Source organism: Rubrivivax albus, assembly GCF_004016515.1.
GTDB classification, from domain to species: Bacteria; Pseudomonadota; Gammaproteobacteria; order Burkholderiales; family Burkholderiaceae_C; genus Rubrivivax; species Rubrivivax albus.
The window spans coordinates 740,165-757,973 of sequence record NZ_SACT01000002.1; the positions used below are offsets into that span (position 1 = coordinate 740,165).

Here is a 17,809-nt window from a genome sequence, read left to right on the forward strand (position 1 = left end):
GAGTCCCTACAGCCATGAGCGACGTCACGCAACTGCTGGCCGCATGGCGCAGCGGCGATGCCCAGGCGCTGGAACAGCTGACGCCACTGGTCTACCGCGAGCTGCACCGCCTGGCGCGTGGCGCCATGCGCGGCGAGCGGCCGGACCACACGTTGCAGACCACGGCGCTGGTGCACGAGGCGTTCATCGCGCTGGCCGACGCCAAGGTGGACTGGGCCGACCGCGCGCACTTCTACGCCATCGCCACGCGCCAGATGCGGCGCATCCTCGTCAACCATGGCGAGGCGCACCGCGCCGCCAAGCGTGGCGGCGGCATGGTCCACGCGCAGCTCGACGAAGCGCTGGACGTGGTGGGCACGCCCAGCGCCGAGATCAGCGACCTCGACGACGCGCTGCAGCGGCTGGAGGCCTTCGACGCGCGCAAGGCGCAGATCCTGGAACTGCACTACTTCGGCGGCCTGACCTACGACGAGATGGCCGCCGTGATGCAACTGTCGCCCTCCACCATCGACACCGAGCTGCGCTTCGCCAAGGCCTGGCTGCGCGATCAGCTGGCCTGATCGACGCGCCCGCCGTCGGCCATCAGCAGCCGCCGCCGGCGCATCAGCAGCGCGCCGCTGCCGGCCAGCATCAGCAGCAGGGACGCCGGCTCCGGCACGGGGGCCGCGAGCACCTCCACGCTGAAGGCGGTGCCGGTGTCCAGCGGCCCGAAGGCGAGCTGGATCTCCGGGCTGCGGAAGAGGTTGACGCCGGCGAGGTTGGCACGCAGGCGGTCGTCGGTGCAGGCGAAGTTGTCGTCGTCGGTGCCGAGGTCGCCGCAGTACACGCCCACGCCGTATTCCACGTAGGCCAGCATGTCCATCGCGAACTGGGTCGTGAAGCGGTTGGCCAGGCTGAGGTCCAGGTAGCTGAAGTCCCAGGTGCCGGCGCTGGCGAGGTCGAAGCTCAGCCACTGCTCGGCCGAACTGTCCAGCGTCAACGCCTGCAGCACGGTGTCGCCGCTGTCGCGGTGGCGCGCCTGCACCAGGCCACTGAGGCCGTCGAGCTTGAACTGCGCGTTCTGCCGCACGTCCAGGTCCACACCGGCGCCGCCGGCCAGGCCGATGCCGAAGGTGGGCAGGCCCACGCCGATGCTCGCCGGCGTGAAGGCATCCGAGCCGGTCACGGACTGCGGCAGCGCCGCGGTGAAGCTGCGGTCGATGTCGAGCCGGTAGTCCACGTCCATCAGCGCCGGGTTCCAGCCGATGGGTACGCCGAGGTTCAGGTTCAGGTGCGCCGAGACCCGAGCGTGCGCGCCGAGGTCGGTGCTGAACTGGCTGGCCGAGGGGTTGCCGAAGAAGTCGAAGCCCACCTGCACGGCGTTGCGCTGGTCCCAGGCCACGGTGTCCGCGAAATCGGCGCCCAGTTGCGCACCGACCTGCGAGCGCACGGTGCCGCTGCTGGCGCTCAGGCTGTAGGAGATGCCCAGCGAATGGTTGCCGACGGCGTAGCCGCTGGCGCCGAAGCCGGCCGACCCGCCCGAGCCCCAGATGCTCTGGGTGCCACTGTTGAACAGCAACGACTGCTGGGCCGTGGCCGCGGTCGCGGGTGTCGCGGCGGCCAGGCACAGTGCGGCGGCGGCGGCCAGATGGCGAAGGCGCAGCGGGCGTGACGGGGTGGGCGGGGTCAGGTCAGGGGCGGTCATGGTCTTCCTCCGAGGGGCCTCCACGCGGGCCCGTACCGGAGAAAGCAGCAAACCGCCGGAGATTCCCCGGCGCAGCGATCGCGTCAGCCGCGCTCGAAGTGGAACACCGCGGTGCTGGCGCGCCAGTTCGGCCAGCGGTCGATGCGCCGGCCCTCGTGCAGACCAAAGGCGTCCAGCACGCGCAGGCCGCACTGGCGCGCCAGCAGCTCGAAGTCGGCGAAGGTGCCCACGCGGATGTTGGGCGTGTCGAACCACTGGTAGGGCAGTGCCTTGGTCACCGGCATGCGCCCGCGGAGCACGCTCAGCCGGTTGGGCCAGTGCGCGAAATTCGGGAAGCTGACGACGGCCTGGTGACCCACGCGCGCGGTCTCGCGCAGCAGCTGTTCCGTGTGGCGCAGGTTCTGCAGCGTGTCGAGCTGCAGCACGACGTCGAAGCTGTCGTCGTCGAACAGGCTCAGGCCGTCCTCGAGGTTGAGCTGCAGCACCTTCACGTCGCGCCGGATGCACTGCGCCACCATCGCGTCGTCGATCTCGATGCCGATGCCGCGGCAGCCGCGCTCGTCGCGCAGCTGGGCCAGGAAGGCGCCGCTGCCGCAGCCCAGGTCGAGCACGCGGCTGCCGCGCGGCACGAGTTCGGCGATGTGGGCGAGGCCGCTGCGGGCGTCCATCAGGCGCACTCCCGCGCGATGTTGTCGAAGTAGGCGCGCATCGCCGCAAAGTAGCGCGGGTCGTCGAGCAGGAAGGCGTCGTGGCCGTGCGGCGCGTCGATCTCGCAGTAGCTCACGCTGTGGCGGTTGTCCACCAGCGCCTTGACGATCTCGCGCGAGCGCGCCGGCGAAAAGCGCCAGTCGGTGGTGAAGCTCACGAGCAGGAACCTGGCCTGCGCCGGCACAAAGGCGCGCGCCAGGCTGCCGCCGTGCTCACGCGCCGGGTCGAAGTAGTCCAGCGCACGCGTGATCAGCAGGTAGGTGTTGGCGTCGAAGTAGCCGGCGAACTTCTCGCCCTGGTGGCGCAGGTAGCTTTCGATCTGGAACTCGATGGCCTGGGTGCTGTAGGCCAGGGTCTGTTCCCTCAGCTGGCGGCCGAACTTGGCCTCCATCGAGTCGTCCGACAAATAGGTGATGTGGCCGATCATGCGCGCCACGCGCAGGCCGCGCGCCGGCACCACGCCATGGCGGTAGAAGTGGCCGCCGTGGAAGTCGGGGTCGGTGACGATGGCGCGCCGCGCCACCTCGTTGAAGGCGATGTTCTGCGCTGACAGGTTGGGCGCGGTAGCCACGGCCACGCAGTGGCGCAGGCGCGCCGGGTGCCGCAGGCTCCAGCTGAGCGCCTGCATGCCGCCCAGGCTGCCGCCCAGCACCGCGGCCAGCTGATCGATGCCCAGGCGGTCGAGCAGGCGGGCCTGCGCGTCGACCCAGTCCTCCACCGTCATCACCGGGAAGTCCGCACCCCAGGGCTCGCCCGTGGCCGGGTTGGTGTGCATCGGCCCGGTGGAGCCGAAGCAGGAGCCGGGGTTGTTGACGCCGATGACGAAGAAGCGGTCGGTGTCCACCGGCTTGCCGGGGCCCACCAGGTTGTCCCACCAGCCGCGCTGGCCGTCGGCGTCCTCGCCGGCCACGTGGTGGCTGGCGTTGAGCGCGTGGCAAACCAGCACGGCGTTGCTGCGCGCGGCGTTGAGCGTGCCGTAGGTCTCGTAGACAAGCGTGTATTCGGCCAGTGCCGCGCCGCTGCGCAGCGGCAGCGGCTCGGCAAAGTGCATGCGCTGCGGTGTGACGAGTCCGAGGGAGGCCATGAACGAGAAACCCGGTGCCGCCGGCAAAGGCGGACACCGGGTCGGCGTCCCCTTTTAGCGGCATTTGATAAAGCGCCCGCAATCCGGAACAAATCGGCGCATCGCAAGTATAGCGACCGCGGTTATCGTCGCGCGCAGCAAGACGGCCGCCTCCGACGGCCGATGGAGACTGCCCCATGCACGAGTGGCTGCGCCGACTGGACGCCTACTTTCCGGTGCGCTGGTGGGCCTGGCTGGCCTGCTCGGTGCTCTGTCTGCTGGCCACCTTCACCTGGGTGGCCTTCGGTGTCGGCGGCGGGCTGGCTCTGCTTGGGCTGTTCCTGACGCTGCTGGGCCTGCGCGACGCGCGCCAGAAGCGCCATGCGGTGCTGCGCAACTACCCGGTCATCGGCCACCTGCGTTTTCTGCTGGAATTCATCCGGCCGGAGATCCGCCAGTACTTCATCGAGGCCGACCACGAGGCCGCACCGTTTTCGCGCCAGCAACGCAGCCTGGTCTACCAGCGCGCGAAGTCCGAAGGCGACAAGCGCCCCTTCGGCACCCAGCTCGACGTGCAGGCCGAGGGCTACGAGTGGATCAACCACTCGCTGGCACCGACGCAGCTGCCCAGCCACGACTTCCGCGTCACCATCGGCGAAGGCCGGGCGCAGCCGTACTCGGCCAGCGTGTTCAACATCTCGGCAATGAGCTTCGGCTCGCTGTCGGCCAACGCCATCCTCGCGCTCAACGGCGGCGCGAAGAAGGGCGGCTTCATGCACGACACCGGCGAGGGCTCGATCAGCCGCTACCACCGCGAGCACGGCGGCGATCTGGTCTGGGAGATCGGCTCGGGCTACTTCGGCTGCCGCGATGCCGACGGCCGCTTCGACCCGGAGCGCTTCGCGCAGCAGGCGGCAGAACCGCAGGTGCGGCTCATCGAGATCAAGCTCAGCCAGGGTGCCAAGCCCGGCCACGGCGGCATGCTGCCCGGGCCGAAGGTGACGCCGGAGATCGCCGAGACGCGCGGCATCCCGGTGGGCGTGGACTGCATCAGCCCGGCGGCGCACAGCGCCTTCACGACGCCGGTGGAACTGCTGCAGTTCGTCGAGCGGCTGCGCGAGCTCTCCGGGGGCAAGCCCACCGGCTTCAAGCTGTGCATCGGCCACCCCTGGGAGTGGTTCGCCATCTGCAAGGCGATGCTGGAGACCAACATCCTGCCGGACTTCATCGTCGTCGACGGCGCCGAGGGCGGCACCGGCGCGGCGCCGCTGGAGTTCACCGACCACGTGGGCGCGCCCTTGCAGGAAGGCCTGCTGCTGGTGCACAACACGCTGGTGGGGCTGAACCTGCGGGAGAAGATCCGCATCGGCTGCGCCGGCAAGATCGTCAGCGCCTTCGACATCGCCCGCGCGATGGCGCTGGGCGCCGACTGGTGCAACTCGGCACGCGGCTTCATGTTCGCACTGGGCTGCATCCAGGCGCAGAGCTGCCACACCGGCACCTGCCCCACCGGCGTGACCACGCAGGATCCCTGGCGCCAGCGCGCCCTGGTGGTGCCCGACAAGGCCGAGCGGGTCTATCGCTACCACCGCCACACGCTGCACGCGCTGCAGGAGCTCACCCAGGCTGCCGGCCTGGACCACCCGCACGCGTTCACGATGGCGCACATCGTGCGCCGCGTGAGCAAGAGCGACGTGCGCCTGCTGCGCAACCTGCTGCCGCAGGTGGCGCCGGGCGTGCTGCTGGCGGCGATGGAAGGCCGGGTGGACTGGCCGCACAACGTCTACCGGCTGTACTGGCCGCTGGCGTCCAGCGCCAGCTTCACGGCCGTGCCGGCCGAGGGCGAGGCCGCGGCACTGAGCCGCTGACGCCGCCGTTCAGGCCACCGGCGGGGCCGAGTCGATGAAGCTCTGGCGCGCCGAAAGCTTGTCGTGCAGCTTCTGCAGGTTGGGGTGGCTGCCGCGCCAGTCGATCTGCGGGAAGCGGAAGTCCAGGTAACCCAGCGCGCAGCCGACGGCGATGTCGGCCAGCGTGAAGCTGTTGCCGTGGCACCAGGCCTTGTCGCCCAGGCCCTGGCTCATGGCCTTGAGCGCCGACTGAACGGCGCGCATCTGGCGGTCGATCCAGGCCTGGGAACGCTCGCCATCGGCCCGGCCGGGCCAGGTGGCTTCCAGGCGGGCCAGGATGGCGGCGTCGAGCACGCCATCGGCCAGCGCCTCCCAGGTGCGCACCTCCACGCGTTCGCGCCCGCTGCCGGGGATCAGCTTGCCCACGGGGCTGAGCGTGTCCAGGTACTCGACGATGGCGCGCGAGTCGAACACCGCCTCGCCGCCTTCCATCACCAGGCAGGGCACCTTCCCCAGCGGGTTGTTCTTGATGACGGCGTCGCCGCTCCAGGGATCCTCGTAGGCCAGCTGGACCTCGAGCTTCTTCTCCGCCAGCACCACGCGCACCTTGCGCACGTAAGGGCTGGTCGGCGATCCGATGAGCTTCATGGATGGCATGTTATGGAGGCTTCCCTGACGCCAGCCATTCTATCGAGGGGGGTGTCGCGTGAAGTCCACGGACGAGGGACGGCCCGGCAGGTCCAGGGTCATGGTTGCCGGCGCGCCGCGCGCCACGATGCGCCCGCCACGCACCACGGCGAGGCGGGCTGCACGCAGGCGGATCGCCTCCTCTGGGCTGCGCGCCTGCAGCAGCACCATGTCGGCGCGAGCGCCCACTTCCAGGCCATAGCCCGCCAGGCCGAGCGCCCAGGCCGCGTTGACGGTCACGGCGTCGAAGCACTGGCGCATGGCCGCCAGCCCGGTCATCTGCGCCACGTGCAGGCCCATCGAGGCCACCTCCAGCATGTCGCCCGAGCCGCCGCTGTACCAGGGGTCCAGCACGCAGTCGTGGCCGAAGGCCACGTTGACGCCCGCGGCCAGCAGCTCGGGCACCCGGGTCATGCCGCGGCGCCTGGGGTAGGTGTCGTGGCGGCCCTGCAGCGTGATGTTGATCAGCGGGTTGGCCACCACGTGCAGCTGCGCTTCGGCCATCAGCGGGATCAGCTTGCTGACGTAGTAGTTGTCCATCGAGTGCATGGACGTCAGGTGCGAGCCCGTGACCCGGCCCTGCAGGCCCAGCCGTTGCGTGTGCCAGGCCAGCGTCTCGACGTGCCGCGACAGCGGATCGTCGCTCTCGTCGCAGTGCATGTCCACGCGCAGGCCGCGTTCGGCCGCCAGTTCGCACAGCAGCCTGACGCTTTCGGCACCTTCGGCCATCGTGCGCTCGAAGTGCGGGATGCCGCCGACCACGTCCACGCCCAGGTCCAGCGCACGCTTCAGGTTGTCCAGCGCGCCAGCGTTGCGCAGCACGCCGTCCTGCGGGAAGGCCACCAGCTGCAGGTCCAGGTAGGGCTTCACCTGCGCGCGCACGTGCAGCAGCGCCTCCACCGCCAGCAGCCGCGGGTCGCAGACGTCCACATGCGAGCGGATGGCGCCGATGCCGCGCGCCACCGCCCAGTCGCAATAGGCCAGCGCGCGCTCGACGATGGCCTCCTGGGTCAGCAGCGGCTTGAGCTCGCCCCACAGCGCGATGCCTTCCAGCAGCGTGCCGCTGGCGTTCACGCGCGGCAGGCCGTAGGACAGCGTGGCGTCCATGTGGAAGTGGGCATCCACGAACGGCGGGCTCAGCAGCCAGCCGGCGGCATCCAGGGTCTCGGCGCCTGCTGGCACGGGCAACGCCGGTCCCAGGGCGGTGATGCAGCCGGCCTGCAACAACAGGTCGATGCCGGTGCGGCCGTCGGGCAGTGTGGCGTTGCGGATCAGCAAGGCGGTGGTCATCGGCGCTCCTCGGGTCTTCAACGATGCTACGGCAGGCATAAGGCGCTACGATCTGCGCCTCAAACCAACAACTTCGCACCGGCAGCGCCAGCATGACCGGGCCTTCACCTGAGGGAGAACCGCGAGATGGCGGTCGAGTCCTCTGACACGGTGGCCGTGCCAGCCGCGCTCACGTTGTTCGAGCACCTGGCAGACGCCGTCTACCTGCTCGACCCCGAGACGTCACGCATCGTCTGGGGCAACCGCGCCGCATGGGAAAGCCTGGGGCTGAGCGCGGCAGAGGTGCTGGACCACAGCGTGCTGAGCCTGCAGATGGACGTCACCGGCGCGCCGCAGTGGAGCGAGATCGCCGCGGTGATCCGCAGCATGCCCTGCTACACCTTCGTCGGTCGCCACCGCCACGCTGCGGGCCACGAGGTGGCGGTGGAGGTCAACACGACACGATTCTTCGACCAGGGCCGGGAGTACTTCCTCTCCGCGGCGCGCGACGTCACACGCCGCGTGGCGCTGGAGGCCGAGCTCAAGTCGCGCGAAAAGCAGCTCTGGTTCGCGCTCAACGAGGCCATGGACGGCCTGTGGGACTGGGACATCCCCAGCAGCCATGTGTTCTTCAGCCCGCAGCTCAAGCGCATGCTGGGCTACGGCCCAGACGAGATGGCGCCGGACCTGGCCACCTGGGCACACAACATCCACCCTGACGATGCGGCCCGGGTCCAGCACCTGCTGGACCAGCACCTGCAGGGCCGGCGCGCCCGCTACGAGGCGGAATACCGCCTGCGCAACCGAAATGGCCAGTACGTGTGGGTCCTCGACCGCGGCCGCGTCTGCGAGCGCGACGCACAGGGGGTGCCGACGCGCGCCGTGGGCATGGTGCAGAACGTCACCCAGGAACGCGAGGCGCGTGCTGCGCTGCAGCGCAGCGAGATGGCGCAGCGCACCCTGATCGCCGCCCTGCCCGACGTGATCATGCGGCTGGACAGCGAGGGCCGGCACCTGTTCGTCTCCGAGAACATCGCCACGCTGACGCCGATACCGGTCAGCGCCATCCTGGGCCGCACGCACGAAGAGCTCGGCCTGCCGGAAGACCAGTGCCGGTACTGGAACGACACCCTGGCCGAGGTGCTGCGCAGCGGCGAACCCCAGGAGTCGTCGTTCGAGATCGACACCCCGCGCGGGCGCCGCACGGTGAGCTGCCGCACCGTGCCCGAGCGCGACATCGACGGCACGGTGAGCAGCGTGCTGGCAATCTGCCGCGACGTCACCGAGCGCCGACGTGCACAGGCCGAGCTGGCGCGCCACCGCGACCACCTCGAGGAGCTGGTGGCGCAGCGCACGGCCGCGCTGAGTCAGGCCATGGCGGCGGCCGAGTCGGCCAACCGCGCGAAGAGCCGCTTCCTGGCCAACATGAGCCACGAACTGCGCACACCGCTGGGCGCCATCATCGGCACCGCCAGCCTGGCGCGCGAGCGAGTCACCGACCCGGCGCTGCGCCAGCAGCTCGACACCATGCAGCAGGCCTCCCAGCACCTGCTGGGCCTGATCAGCGACATCCTCGACCTGTCGAAGATCGAGGCCGAACGCATGGTCCTGCGGGACGCCATGTTCGAACTCGAGCCCGTGCTCGACAGCGTGAAGCGCCTGGCGGGCACGCGCGCGCAGGAGAAGGGCCTGCTGCTGCAGCACACGCTGGCCCCGGCACTCGAGGGCAGCACCTGGATGGGCGACGCCCTGCGGCTCAAGCAGGTGCTGCTGAACCTGGTGGACAACGCCATCAAGTTCACGGCACACGGCGGCGTGCAGGTGTTCGTCCAGCTGCTGCCGGAGGACATGCTGCGCTTCGACGTCGTCGACGACGGCATCGGCGTCACCCCCGCGGATCGGGAGCGCCTGTTCCGCCCGTTCGAACAGGCGGACGATGTCGCCGGCCATCGGCACGGGGGCACCGGGCTGGGCCTGGCCATCGCGCGCGAACTGGTGCGCATGATGGGTGGCGACATCGGCGTGGATAGCGAGCCCGGCCGTGGCAGCCGCTTCTGGTTCACCGTGCGCCTGCGCCGCGCCAGCCGGCTCGCCGGCATGCCGACGCTGCCCACCTCGGATGGTCCCGGGCTGCGCGACACGCTGTCCCGGGATTTCGCCGGCAGCGCCGTCCTGCTGGCCGAGGACGACCCGGTGAGCCGGGAGATCTGTACCGAACTGCTGCAGCGCGCCGGGCTCGTGGTGACAACGGCGGAGGACGGCGAGACCGCTGCAACGCTCGCCGCGCAGCGGGCCTACGCGCTGGTCGTGATGGACATGCAGATGCCGCGCCGGGGTGGGCTGGAGGTGACGGCCGGTCTGCGGGCCGCCGGCCCGAACCAGCACACGCCGGTGGTGGCCCTGACCGCCAATGCCTTCGACGACGACCGTCAGCGCTGCCTGGACGCCGGCATGGACGCCTTCCTGACCAAGCCCATCGACATCGCCCTGCTCTACGCCACGGTGGCTCGTCTGCTGGCCACCGGCCGTGCCCAGGCGCCGGGCACGCTGTCGGCATGCGGCCGCGCGTAGACCGGTCTCGCCGCCGGGCAGAGCACGGCTCAGTGCGGCTCAGCGCGTGCCGAACAGCCGGTCGCCGGCGTCGCCCAAGCCGGGCAGGATGTAGCCGTGCTCGTCGAGCCGCTCGTCGATGGCGGCCGTGAAGACAGGCACATCCGGGTGGTGACGCTGGAAGTTGGCCAGGCCCTCGGGCGCGGCGAGCAGGCAGACGAAGCGGATCGACTTCGGTGAGGTCTCCTTCAGCCGCTCCACCGCCGCCACTGCGGAATTGCCGGTGGCCAGCATGGGATCCAGCACCACGGCATCCCGCTCGTGCATGTCCTGCGGCATCTTGAAGTAGTACTCCACGGCCACGTGCGTCTTCGGGTCGCGGTACAGACCGATATGCCCCACGCGCGCGCCAGGCACCACCTCCAGCATGCCGTCGAGGAAGCCGCTGCCGGCGCGCATGACGCTGACGAACACGGTCTTCTTGCCGTCGATCACCGGCGAGCGCATGCGCGCCAGCGGCGTCTCGATCTCGATGAGCTGTGTGGGCGTGTCGCGCGTGACCTCGTAGGCCATCAGCATCGCGATCTCGTGCAGCAGCCGGCGGAAGCTGTTGGTGCTGCGGTCCTTCTCGCGCAGCAGCGTGAGCTTGTGCTGCACCAGCGGGTGGTCGACGGTGTGGATCACTTGACCTCCGGAGTCATGGACGCCCCCTGCGCCGCCGGCCACGATGGCGGCAGATCAGCACGCGAAGGAGCACACGATGAGCGAGTATCTGCCACTGGCCGTGGGCCACATGATCGGCCTCGGGGCCGTGGGGTCCTGCCTGGGCGTGGGTTTTCTGGCGTCGAAGTACGTGGAGGCCTCGGCGCGCCAGCCGGAATTGATGGAGCCGCTGCAGACCAAGGTCTTCCTGCTCGTGGGCGTGCTCGACGGCGCCTTCATCATCGCCACCGGCATCGGGCTGTGGTTCGCCACCGCCAACCCGTTCAGGGGCTGACCGGCGTCGGCGCGTCTTCGGCCTGCCAGCGGCGCAGAAGGGCCGCACTGGCCGCGTCGGCCGGCAACAGCGTCTCCACCGCCAGCTCCGCCGTGGTCACGTCGTGCGGGGCACCGAACACGGTGACGGTGCTGACGAAGTCCAGCGGCCCATCAGGCGTGCGCAGCGACAGCGGGATGACCACCGCGTCCGGGCCGATCGGTGGCGCATCGTCCGCCGGCACCGAAAGAGCCTGCAGTTCGGCCCGCAGGCGCACCAGGGTGCCGTCGCCAGTGGCGTCGATCTGCCGCTGCAGGCGCACCAGCACATGGGTCCGCCACGCGGCCAGCCCCTGCACGAACGGGCCCAGGCCCTCGGGCGACAGAGACAGGCGCAGCACGTTCAGCGGCTGCGGCAGGGCACGGCCCGGCAGCAGACGCGCCAGCAGGCGGCCGACGGCGGCGTTCGCCGCCACCAGGTTCCAGTGCCGGTCCACGGCCAGCGCGGGCCAGGGGTCGTGTGCGTCGAGCAGGTGCTGCAGCGCCGCGCGGACGGTGTCCAGCGCCGGCGCCGACAGCGCATGCTCGGGGTACAACGCGGCCATCCCGGCGGCGCGCAGCCAGTGGTTGCGCTCGCGCAGCGGCACGTCCAGCCGTTCGGCCAGGCGCAGCAGCATCGCGCGGCTCGGCATTGCGCGGCCGGTCTCCAGCCAGGACAGGTGGCGCGTCGACACGCCGGCGTCCAGCGCCAGTGCCTCCTGCGTCAGTGCACGTTGGCGCCGCCAGTGGCGCAGCAGCATGCCGAACCCGGCCACCGCGACGTCCATCGAGCTAGAAGATCGTGCCGTTGCTCGCCACGCGCACCGGCGGCGGGCCGCCGGGCCGGCGCTCCTGTGCGATCTGCCGCCCGGCCAGCCAGGTGCCGCCCTCAAGGACGGCCGCCAGCGGCAGCGTGGGCTGGCCGAGCTCGGCGCGCACGCCGCGGGCCACCTCGTCGAGCAGGGTCACGGTGAGCGCCCGCCATTCGATGACCCAGGGGTCGGCCACGGTGTAGGCGGTGGCGGCGTACGCCGGGTCGCGCGGCACGATCACGCCGGCGTCCAGCAGCAGGCCGCCGTTGCGGTACTCGGGCAGGCCGGTCAGTTCGTCCAGGCCCTCGACGGTGATGCCGGCCCACTGGAAGGGCTCCACCAGCGAGTACGCCAGCCACTGGCTGAGCTTGTGGAAGGGCACGCGGCCGGCACTCGGCCCCTCGCCGCCGGCCATCGGATGCGGCCAGGTGTCGCCGATGGGCCGCCCGCCGAGCACCTGCCCGCTGGGCCAGATGCCACCGAAGGCCTTGAGCAGCGTGCGCAGGATCTGCGCCGCCGACACCCGCTTGACCGCGATGCGCTGCACCGTGGAGCCGGGCACGCCCACCATCGGGTGCGTCAGCAGGTCGAACAGGTAGCCCGGCCGCCCGGGGTTGCCGAAGACGTCGGGCCGCTTCTTCAGCGCCGCGCCCAGGCGCTTGAGCAGGGCCACGCGGCCGTCGAGGCCGACCAGCGGGTTGTCCTCGCGCACCTGGAACAGCCGGGCCAGTTGCGCAGCGTCCAGGCGCTCGAGCGCATTGGCGTCCACGCGCATCGGCACCCGCAGGTCCGACGAGAAGGCGCCGCCGACGAAGGCGTGGAAACTCGCCACTGCCAGGCCCTCGCTGCGCGCGTAGGCGCGGCCGGTGCCGGGCTCGGTGAAGCGCCAGTCGGGCCCGGCGCCGGCATCCAGCAGCACGCTGACCACGGCCAGGTCGATGCGGGTGCGCGCCTGTTCGGCGATCGACAGGTCGGCGATGCGCGCGTCCAGCAGCGCCTTGCGGTCCACGCGCCCGGCCTCGAAGTGCCGCCAGCGGCTGTGCAGCGGCACCTCGCCACCAGGGAAACGTTCCTGCGTCAGCCGGGCGACACGGCGTACCACGTCGGTCAGCCGCGCGCGTTCGAGCCGGAAGTGCGGCGAACGGTCGGCCGCCACCGCCGCGCTGATGTTGGCGCAGCGCTCGCGCACCACGCTGGGCTTGCGCAGCAGGCGCACGGCTTCGGCGACGGCGTCCTTGCCCGTGCCGTCCAGGCCGGTGAAGCTGGTGTGTTCAGTCAAGGCCGCGCCCCTTCACGGCCGCCAGCGCGCTGGCGTCGGGCACCGCGCCGTCGGTGAAGTAGCCGGCGGCGATCTTGGCCTCGATCTCCACGCGGGCGTCTGCCGGCACCAGCGCATCCGGGATCTTGATGCGCTCGTCCACGGCAATGCCGCTGCCGGTGATCGCGTCGTACTTGTCGTTGCTCATGCTGACCAGGCGGTGGATCCGGGTGATGCCGAGCCAGTGCAGGACATCGGGCATCAGCTCCTGGAACCGCATGTCCTGCACGCCGGCCACGCATTCGGTGCGCAGGAAGTACTTGTCGGCCGAATCGCCGCCAACCTGACGTTTCCGGGCGTTATAGACGAGAAACTTTGTGACCTCGCCCAGCGCCCGGCCTTCCTTGCGGCTGTAGGCGATGAGGCCCACGCCACCGCGCTGCGCGCCCTGGATGCATTCCTCGATGGCGTGCGTCAGGTACGGCCGGCAGGTGCAGATGTCGGAACCGAAGACGTCGGAGCCGTTGCACTCGTCGTGCACGCGCGCGGTCAGCGTCACCGATGCATCGGCCAGGTCCTGCACGCGGCCGAAGACGTACAGCGTCTGCCCGCCGATGGGTGGCAGGAAGACCTCGAGGTCGCTGCGCGTGACGAGTTCCGGGTACATGCCGCCCGTCTCCTCGAACAGCGCGCGGCGAAGGTCGGCCTCGCTGACACCGAAGCGCCGCGCCACGCCGGGCAGCCACCACACCGGCTCGACGGCGATCTTGGTGACCGCGGCACTGGCGTCGTCGAGCAGGATGCGCCCGTCCACCTGCAGGCGCTGGAAGGCCAGCGCCTGCTTGATTTCCGGCAGGTGCACGTGCGCCTTGGTGACGGCGATGGTGGGCCGGATGTCCACGCCCGCGGCGATCTGCGGCGCGAACACCTGCTGCACGCTGGCGCCCCAGGGGTCGATGGAGACGATGCGTTCCGGGTCGGACCAGGCCGAGTGTGGGCCGATGGCGTCGGTGGGCGCGGTGTCGGTGAGGTCGGCGCGGTGGCCGCGCACCATCTTGCCGGCGGCCACGGCCAGCGCACGGTAGACGCCGTAGCTGCCGCTGTGGGTGCCGACCACATTGCGCTGCGCACGCTGCGTGGTGGTGCCCACGACCGGACCGCGCCCTTGCGGGTCGGCCGCCCCCCAGTGCAGCGGCAACGCGCCGCCAGCCCCCTGGCCGGGGTGCGAGGTCAGCCGGATGTGGCGGGGTGTCGGTGATGCTTCGCGGGGCGCGTCGGCCATCGTGTGCTCTCGTTCGCGCGAAAGGCCCATGATCGCGCAAATTGCCCGCGCATGGCGACACCGCGTGCCGGGGGCGCGACAGACGCCACGGGCGCCGCAGGCACCATGAACGCCATGGGCGCCGTCAGCGCTCGCCTTTGCGGTACGGCTTCATCAGCGCCTGCGGGTAACGCGCGCGCCGCGCCACCAGCACCAGCGCCACGATGGCCATGGCGTACGGCAGCATCAGGTAGACCTGATAGGGCAGGTCGAGGCCGAACACGCCCCCATCGCCCGCCTGCTGAAGGCGCAGCTGCAGCGCGTCGAAGAAGGCGAACAGCAGCGCGCCCAGCAGCGCCATGCCCGGCCGCCACGAGGCGAACACCACCAGCGCCACGCAGACCCAGCCGCGGCCGTTGACCATGTTGAAGTAGAAGGCGTTGAAGGCCGACAGCGTCAGGAAGGCGCCGGCCACGCCCATCAGCGCCGACCCGGCGGCGATGGCGCCGGTGCGCAGGCCCGCCACGCTCAGGCCCTGGCTCTCCACCGCGGCCGGGTTCTCGCCCACCATGCGCAGCGCCAGGCCCAGCGGCGTGCGGTTCAGGCCCCAGGCCAGCAGCGGCACCAGGGCCAGCGCCAGCAGCGTCAGCGGCGTCTGCGCATCCAGCACCGGGATCGGAAGACTGCTCATCGGCGCAAAGGGCTCCACGGTCGGCGGGCTGTCCACCTTAGGGAAGCTCACGCGGTAGGCGTAGCTGGCCAGGCTGGTGGCCAGCAGCGTGATGCCCAGCCCTGCCACGTGCTGCGACAGCGCCAGGCCCACGGTGAGCCCGGCGTGCAGCAGCCCGAACAGCGCGCCGGTGAGCGCCGCGGCGGCCACGCCGGTCCACAGCCCCGCGCCCTGCCACACCACCAGCCAACCGACGAAGGCCCCGGCGACCATGATGCCCTCGATGCCCAGGTTCAGCACGCCGGCGCGTTCGCACAGCAGCACGCCCAGTGTGCCCAGGATCAGCGGCGTGGCGATGCGCAGCACCGAGACCCAGAAGGGCGCGGCGAGCAGCAGCTCGAACGTCTCGGTCATCTGGCCCCCAGGGCGCTGCGCACCTGCCTCATCGTCGCACCCGGTACTGTGTCAGCATCGTCGCCACCAGCATCGCGATCAGCGCGACGGCGACGATGACGTCGGCGATGTAGGTCGGCACGCCCACCGCGCGGCTCATGCTGTCGGCGCCCACCAGCATGCCGGCGACGAAGACCGACGCCGCCACCACGCCCAGCGGGTGCAGCATGGCCAGCATCGCGATGACGATGCCGCTGTAGCCATAGCCCGGGCTCATGTCCAGCGTCACGTAGGCGGTGCGCCCCGCCACCTCCACCGCACCGGCCAGACCGGCCAGCGCGCCCGACAGCAGCGCCACACCCAGCGTGGTGGCGCGCACCGGCACACCGGCGAAGGCCGCGGCGCGCGGGTTGGCGCCCACGGCACGCACCGCGAAACCAGCAGTGGTGAAGCGCAGCAGCGCCCAGCAGGCCACGGCCGCCACCCCCGCCACCACGAGCCCGGTGTGCACGCGGCTGCGCTCCAGCAGCTTGGACAGCTGCAGTTCGTCCGGCAGCGCGGCGCTCTGCGGCCAGCCCATCGCGGTGGGGTCCTTCATCGGCCCGTCGAGCATCGCCGAGACGAACAGCAGCACGATGAAGTTCAGCAGCAGCGTGGTCACCACCTCGTCCACGCCGAGCCGGCTCTTGGCCCAGGCCGGGCCCAGCAGCAGCAGCGCACCGGCCACCATGGCCACCGCCAGCATGGCCGGGAACAGCAGCGCCGGCGGGCCGTCCAGCGTGCCCACGGCCACCGCGGCCAGCGCACCGGCGTACAGCTGGCCCTCGGCGCCGATGTTGAACAGGCGGGCACGGAAGGCCACGGCGGCGGCCAGGCCGGTGAGGATCAGCGGCGTGGCCCGGGTGAGGGTCTCGGTCCACGCGAAGCGCGAGCCGAAGCCGCCCTCAAGCAGCAGCGCGTAGGCGCGGCCCACCGGCGCGCCGGCCCAGGCCACGAGCAGCGACGTCACCGCCAGCGTGAACAGCAGCGCGCCGGCCGGCGCGGCCAGCAGCAGCGCGGCGGGCGTCTGGTCCCGGCGTTCCAGCCGCATCAGGCCACGGCCTCCGCGTTGCCCGCATGACCGGCCATCGCCAGGCCAATGTCCGCCAGTGTCCACTGCGCCGCCTCTCTGGCCTCGGTGAGCAAGCCGGCATGGATGACGGCGATGCGGTCGGCCAGCGCGAAGATCTCGTCCAGGTCCTCGCTGATCAGCAGCACGGCCGCGCCGCCGGCGGCCGCGTCGAGCAGGCGCTGGTGCACGTCGGCCACCGCGCCGACGTCCAGGCCCCAGGTGGGCTGGTCGGCGACGATGAGGGTGGCATCACCGTCGATCAGCGCGCGGCCGAGGATCAGCTTCTGCATGTTGCCGCCGGACAGCGCGCGCACCGGGCGGTCGAGCCCGCCACCACGCACGTCGAAGCGCTCGACGATGGCCTGGGCATGGGCGCGTGCCGCACCGCGGCGGATCACGCCGGCACGCGCGAAGCGCGGCGTCGCGTAACGCTCCAGCACCGCGTTCTCCCACAGCGCGAGGTCGCCGACGAGGCCGACAGCGTGCCGGTCCTCGGGGATGCGCGCCACCCCGGCAGCCACGAACTCGCGCGGCCTGGCCGGCAGCGTGCGGCCACGCAGCAGCACGGTGCCTGGCCCGAGGCCGCACAGCCGCTCGGCGAGCGCCGCCTGCCCGTTGCCCGCCACGCCGGCGATGGCGACGATCTCGCCGGCGTGCAGCACCAGTGGCGTGCCGGGCACGCTGCACACGGCTTCGCCGCGCGCGTGCTCTCGCCGCACCGCCGGCGCCACCGTGCGGCCGACCATGGCCTCGGCCAGCATCGGCTTGTCGACGTCGGCCGCAGGCAGGTCGGCCACCAGGCGGCCGCCGCGCAGCACGGCCACGCGGTGCGCGATCTGCAGCACCTCGTCGAGCTTGTGGCTGATGAAGATCAGCGCCACGCCGCTGGCCACCATCTGGCGCAGCGACGCGAACAGCGACGCGGTCTCCTGCGGCGTCAGCACCGCGGTCGGCTCGTCGAGGATCAGCACGCGCGCGCCACCGCCCGCGGTTTCCGCGGCCGTGAGCGCCTTGAGGATCTCCACCCGCTGCCGCTCGCCGACGGACAGGTCGCCCACCCGGGCTTCCGGGTCCACCACCAACCCGAAGCGTTGTGCCAGCGCCAGCAGCCGCGCGCGCGCCGCCGCGCGGCGCGAGAACGGCTGCCACAGCGCTTCGCGGCCGAGCAGCACGTTGTCCAGCACGCCGAGGTTGTCGGCCAGCGTGAAGTGCTGGTGCACCATGCCGATGCCCGCCGCCAGCGCTGCCCGCGGCTGGCCCGGCGGCAGCACCCGGCCGTCGACCTCGATGGCGCCCGCATCGGCCAAGTAGTGGCCGAAGAGGATGGACATCAGCGTGCTCTTGCCGGCGCCGTTCTCGCCCAGCAACGCCAGTACCTCGCCGCTCGCGAGCTGCAGCGAGATGTCATCGTTGGCGGTCAGCGCGCCGAAGCGCTTGGTGATGCCCTGCAGGCGCAGGACGGGCGTCGTCACCGCTGAATCA

The 17,809-nt window shown here is 71.3% G+C and carries 16 protein-coding genes; 4 read left to right on the top strand and 12 right to left on the bottom strand.

Annotated features, from left to right (window positions below):
• Nucleotides 1-14 precede the first annotated feature (14 nt).
• Nucleotides 15-560, top strand: coding sequence for a sigma-70 family RNA polymerase sigma factor (locus ENE75_RS09695; protein ID WP_128198053.1), 546 nt, complete (start codon nt 15-17; stop codon nt 558-560).
• On the opposite strand, the gene ENE75_RS09700 is transcribed toward ENE75_RS09695, so the two are convergent.
• From ENE75_RS09700 to metX, 3 genes are all read right to left on the bottom strand, one after another.
• Entirely contained in the window at nt 548-1,684 is a 1,137-nt protein-coding gene (locus ENE75_RS09700) for a PEP-CTERM sorting domain-containing protein (RefSeq protein WP_128198054.1), read from the bottom strand. The genes ENE75_RS09695 and ENE75_RS09700 overlap by 13 nt on opposite strands.
• A gap of 83 nt (nt 1,685-1,767) precedes the next feature.
• Nucleotides 1,768-2,352 carry a methionine biosynthesis protein MetW gene (gene metW, locus ENE75_RS09705; RefSeq protein ID WP_128198055.1) on the bottom strand — a complete coding sequence of 195 codons (585 nt, stop codon included), beginning with the start codon at nt 2,350-2,352 and terminating at the stop codon, nt 1,768-1,770.
• Nucleotides 2,352-3,476: a homoserine O-succinyltransferase MetX gene (gene metX / locus ENE75_RS09710; protein WP_128198056.1), complete on the bottom strand. Its 1,125-nt coding sequence runs from the start codon at nt 3,474-3,476 to the stop codon at nt 2,352-2,354. The genes metW and metX overlap by 1 nt, the downstream gene beginning before the upstream one ends.
• 176 nt (nt 3,477-3,652) lie before the next feature.
• Here metX and ENE75_RS09715 point away from each other — a divergent pair, with 176 nt between their 5' ends.
• Nucleotides 3,653-5,323, top strand: a complete 1,671-nt coding sequence (locus tag ENE75_RS09715; protein WP_128198057.1) for an FMN-binding glutamate synthase family protein — start codon at nt 3,653-3,655, stop codon at nt 5,321-5,323.
• A gap of 9 nt (nt 5,324-5,332) precedes the next feature.
• Here the strand turns inward: ENE75_RS09715 and ENE75_RS09720 are convergent, their stop codons facing one another.
• Together ENE75_RS09720 and ENE75_RS09725 are read right to left on the bottom strand one after the other, a co-directional pair.
• Nucleotides 5,333-5,950, bottom strand: a complete 618-nt coding sequence (locus tag ENE75_RS09720; protein WP_128198058.1) for a glutathione S-transferase family protein — start codon at nt 5,948-5,950, stop codon at nt 5,333-5,335.
• A 39-nt stretch (nt 5,951-5,989) separates the two neighbouring features.
• Entirely contained in the window at nt 5,990-7,279 is a 1,290-nt protein-coding gene (locus ENE75_RS09725) for an amidohydrolase family protein (RefSeq protein ID WP_128198059.1), read from the bottom strand.
• Nucleotides 7,280-7,405: 126 nt separating this feature from the next.
• Here ENE75_RS09725 and ENE75_RS09730 point away from each other — a divergent pair, with 126 nt between their 5' ends.
• The gene (locus ENE75_RS09730; protein WP_128198060.1) at nt 7,406-9,829 is read left to right on the top strand and encodes a PAS domain-containing hybrid sensor histidine kinase/response regulator; all 2,424 of its coding nucleotides are present in this window, start codon (nt 7,406-7,408) and stop codon (nt 9,827-9,829) included.
• Nucleotides 9,830-9,868: 39 nt separating this feature from the next.
• Here ENE75_RS09730 and upp read toward each other — a convergent pair whose 3' ends face one another.
• Nucleotides 9,869-10,492, bottom strand: a complete 624-nt coding sequence (upp, locus tag ENE75_RS09735) for a uracil phosphoribosyltransferase (RefSeq protein ID WP_128198061.1) — start codon at nt 10,490-10,492, stop codon at nt 9,869-9,871.
• Between the two features lie 76 nt (nt 10,493-10,568).
• Between upp and atpE the strand changes: the two genes are divergently transcribed.
• The gene (atpE, locus tag ENE75_RS09740; RefSeq protein ID WP_128198062.1) at nt 10,569-10,805 is read left to right on the top strand and encodes a F0F1 ATP synthase subunit C; all 237 of its coding nucleotides are present in this window, start codon (nt 10,569-10,571) and stop codon (nt 10,803-10,805) included.
• Here atpE and ENE75_RS09745 read toward each other — a convergent pair.
• The 6 genes from ENE75_RS09745 to ENE75_RS09770 all read right to left on the bottom strand — a co-directional run bounded on the left by ENE75_RS09745 (nt 10,795) and on the right by ENE75_RS09770 (nt 17,799).
• Nucleotides 10,795-11,610 carry a helix-turn-helix domain-containing protein gene (locus tag ENE75_RS09745; RefSeq protein ID WP_128198063.1) on the bottom strand — a complete coding sequence of 272 codons (816 nt, stop codon included), beginning with the start codon at nt 11,608-11,610 and terminating at the stop codon, nt 10,795-10,797. The genes atpE and ENE75_RS09745 overlap by 11 nt on opposite strands.
• 4 nt (nt 11,611-11,614) lie before the next feature.
• Nucleotides 11,615-12,913: a URC4/urg3 family protein gene (locus ENE75_RS09750; RefSeq protein ID WP_233259003.1), complete on the bottom strand. Its 1,299-nt coding sequence runs from the start codon at nt 12,911-12,913 to the stop codon at nt 11,615-11,617.
• Nucleotides 12,906-14,174, bottom strand: a complete 1,269-nt coding sequence (locus ENE75_RS09755) for a GTP cyclohydrolase II (RefSeq protein WP_128198064.1) — start codon at nt 14,172-14,174, stop codon at nt 12,906-12,908. The genes ENE75_RS09750 and ENE75_RS09755 overlap by 8 nt, the downstream gene beginning before the upstream one ends.
• 124 nt (nt 14,175-14,298) lie before the next feature.
• Nucleotides 14,299-15,237, bottom strand: a complete 939-nt coding sequence (locus ENE75_RS09760; protein ID WP_128198065.1) for an ABC transporter permease — start codon at nt 15,235-15,237, stop codon at nt 14,299-14,301.
• A 28-nt stretch (nt 15,238-15,265) separates the two neighbouring features.
• Nucleotides 15,266-16,306: an ABC transporter permease gene (locus ENE75_RS09765; RefSeq protein WP_199232254.1), complete on the bottom strand. Its 1,041-nt coding sequence runs from the start codon at nt 16,304-16,306 to the stop codon at nt 15,266-15,268.
• Nucleotides 16,306-17,799, bottom strand: coding sequence for an ABC transporter ATP-binding protein (locus ENE75_RS09770; protein ID WP_128198066.1), 1,494 nt, complete (start codon nt 17,797-17,799; stop codon nt 16,306-16,308). Before ENE75_RS09770 ends, ENE75_RS09765 begins: the two co-directional genes overlap by 1 nt.
• Nucleotides 17,800-17,809 lie beyond the last annotated feature (10 nt).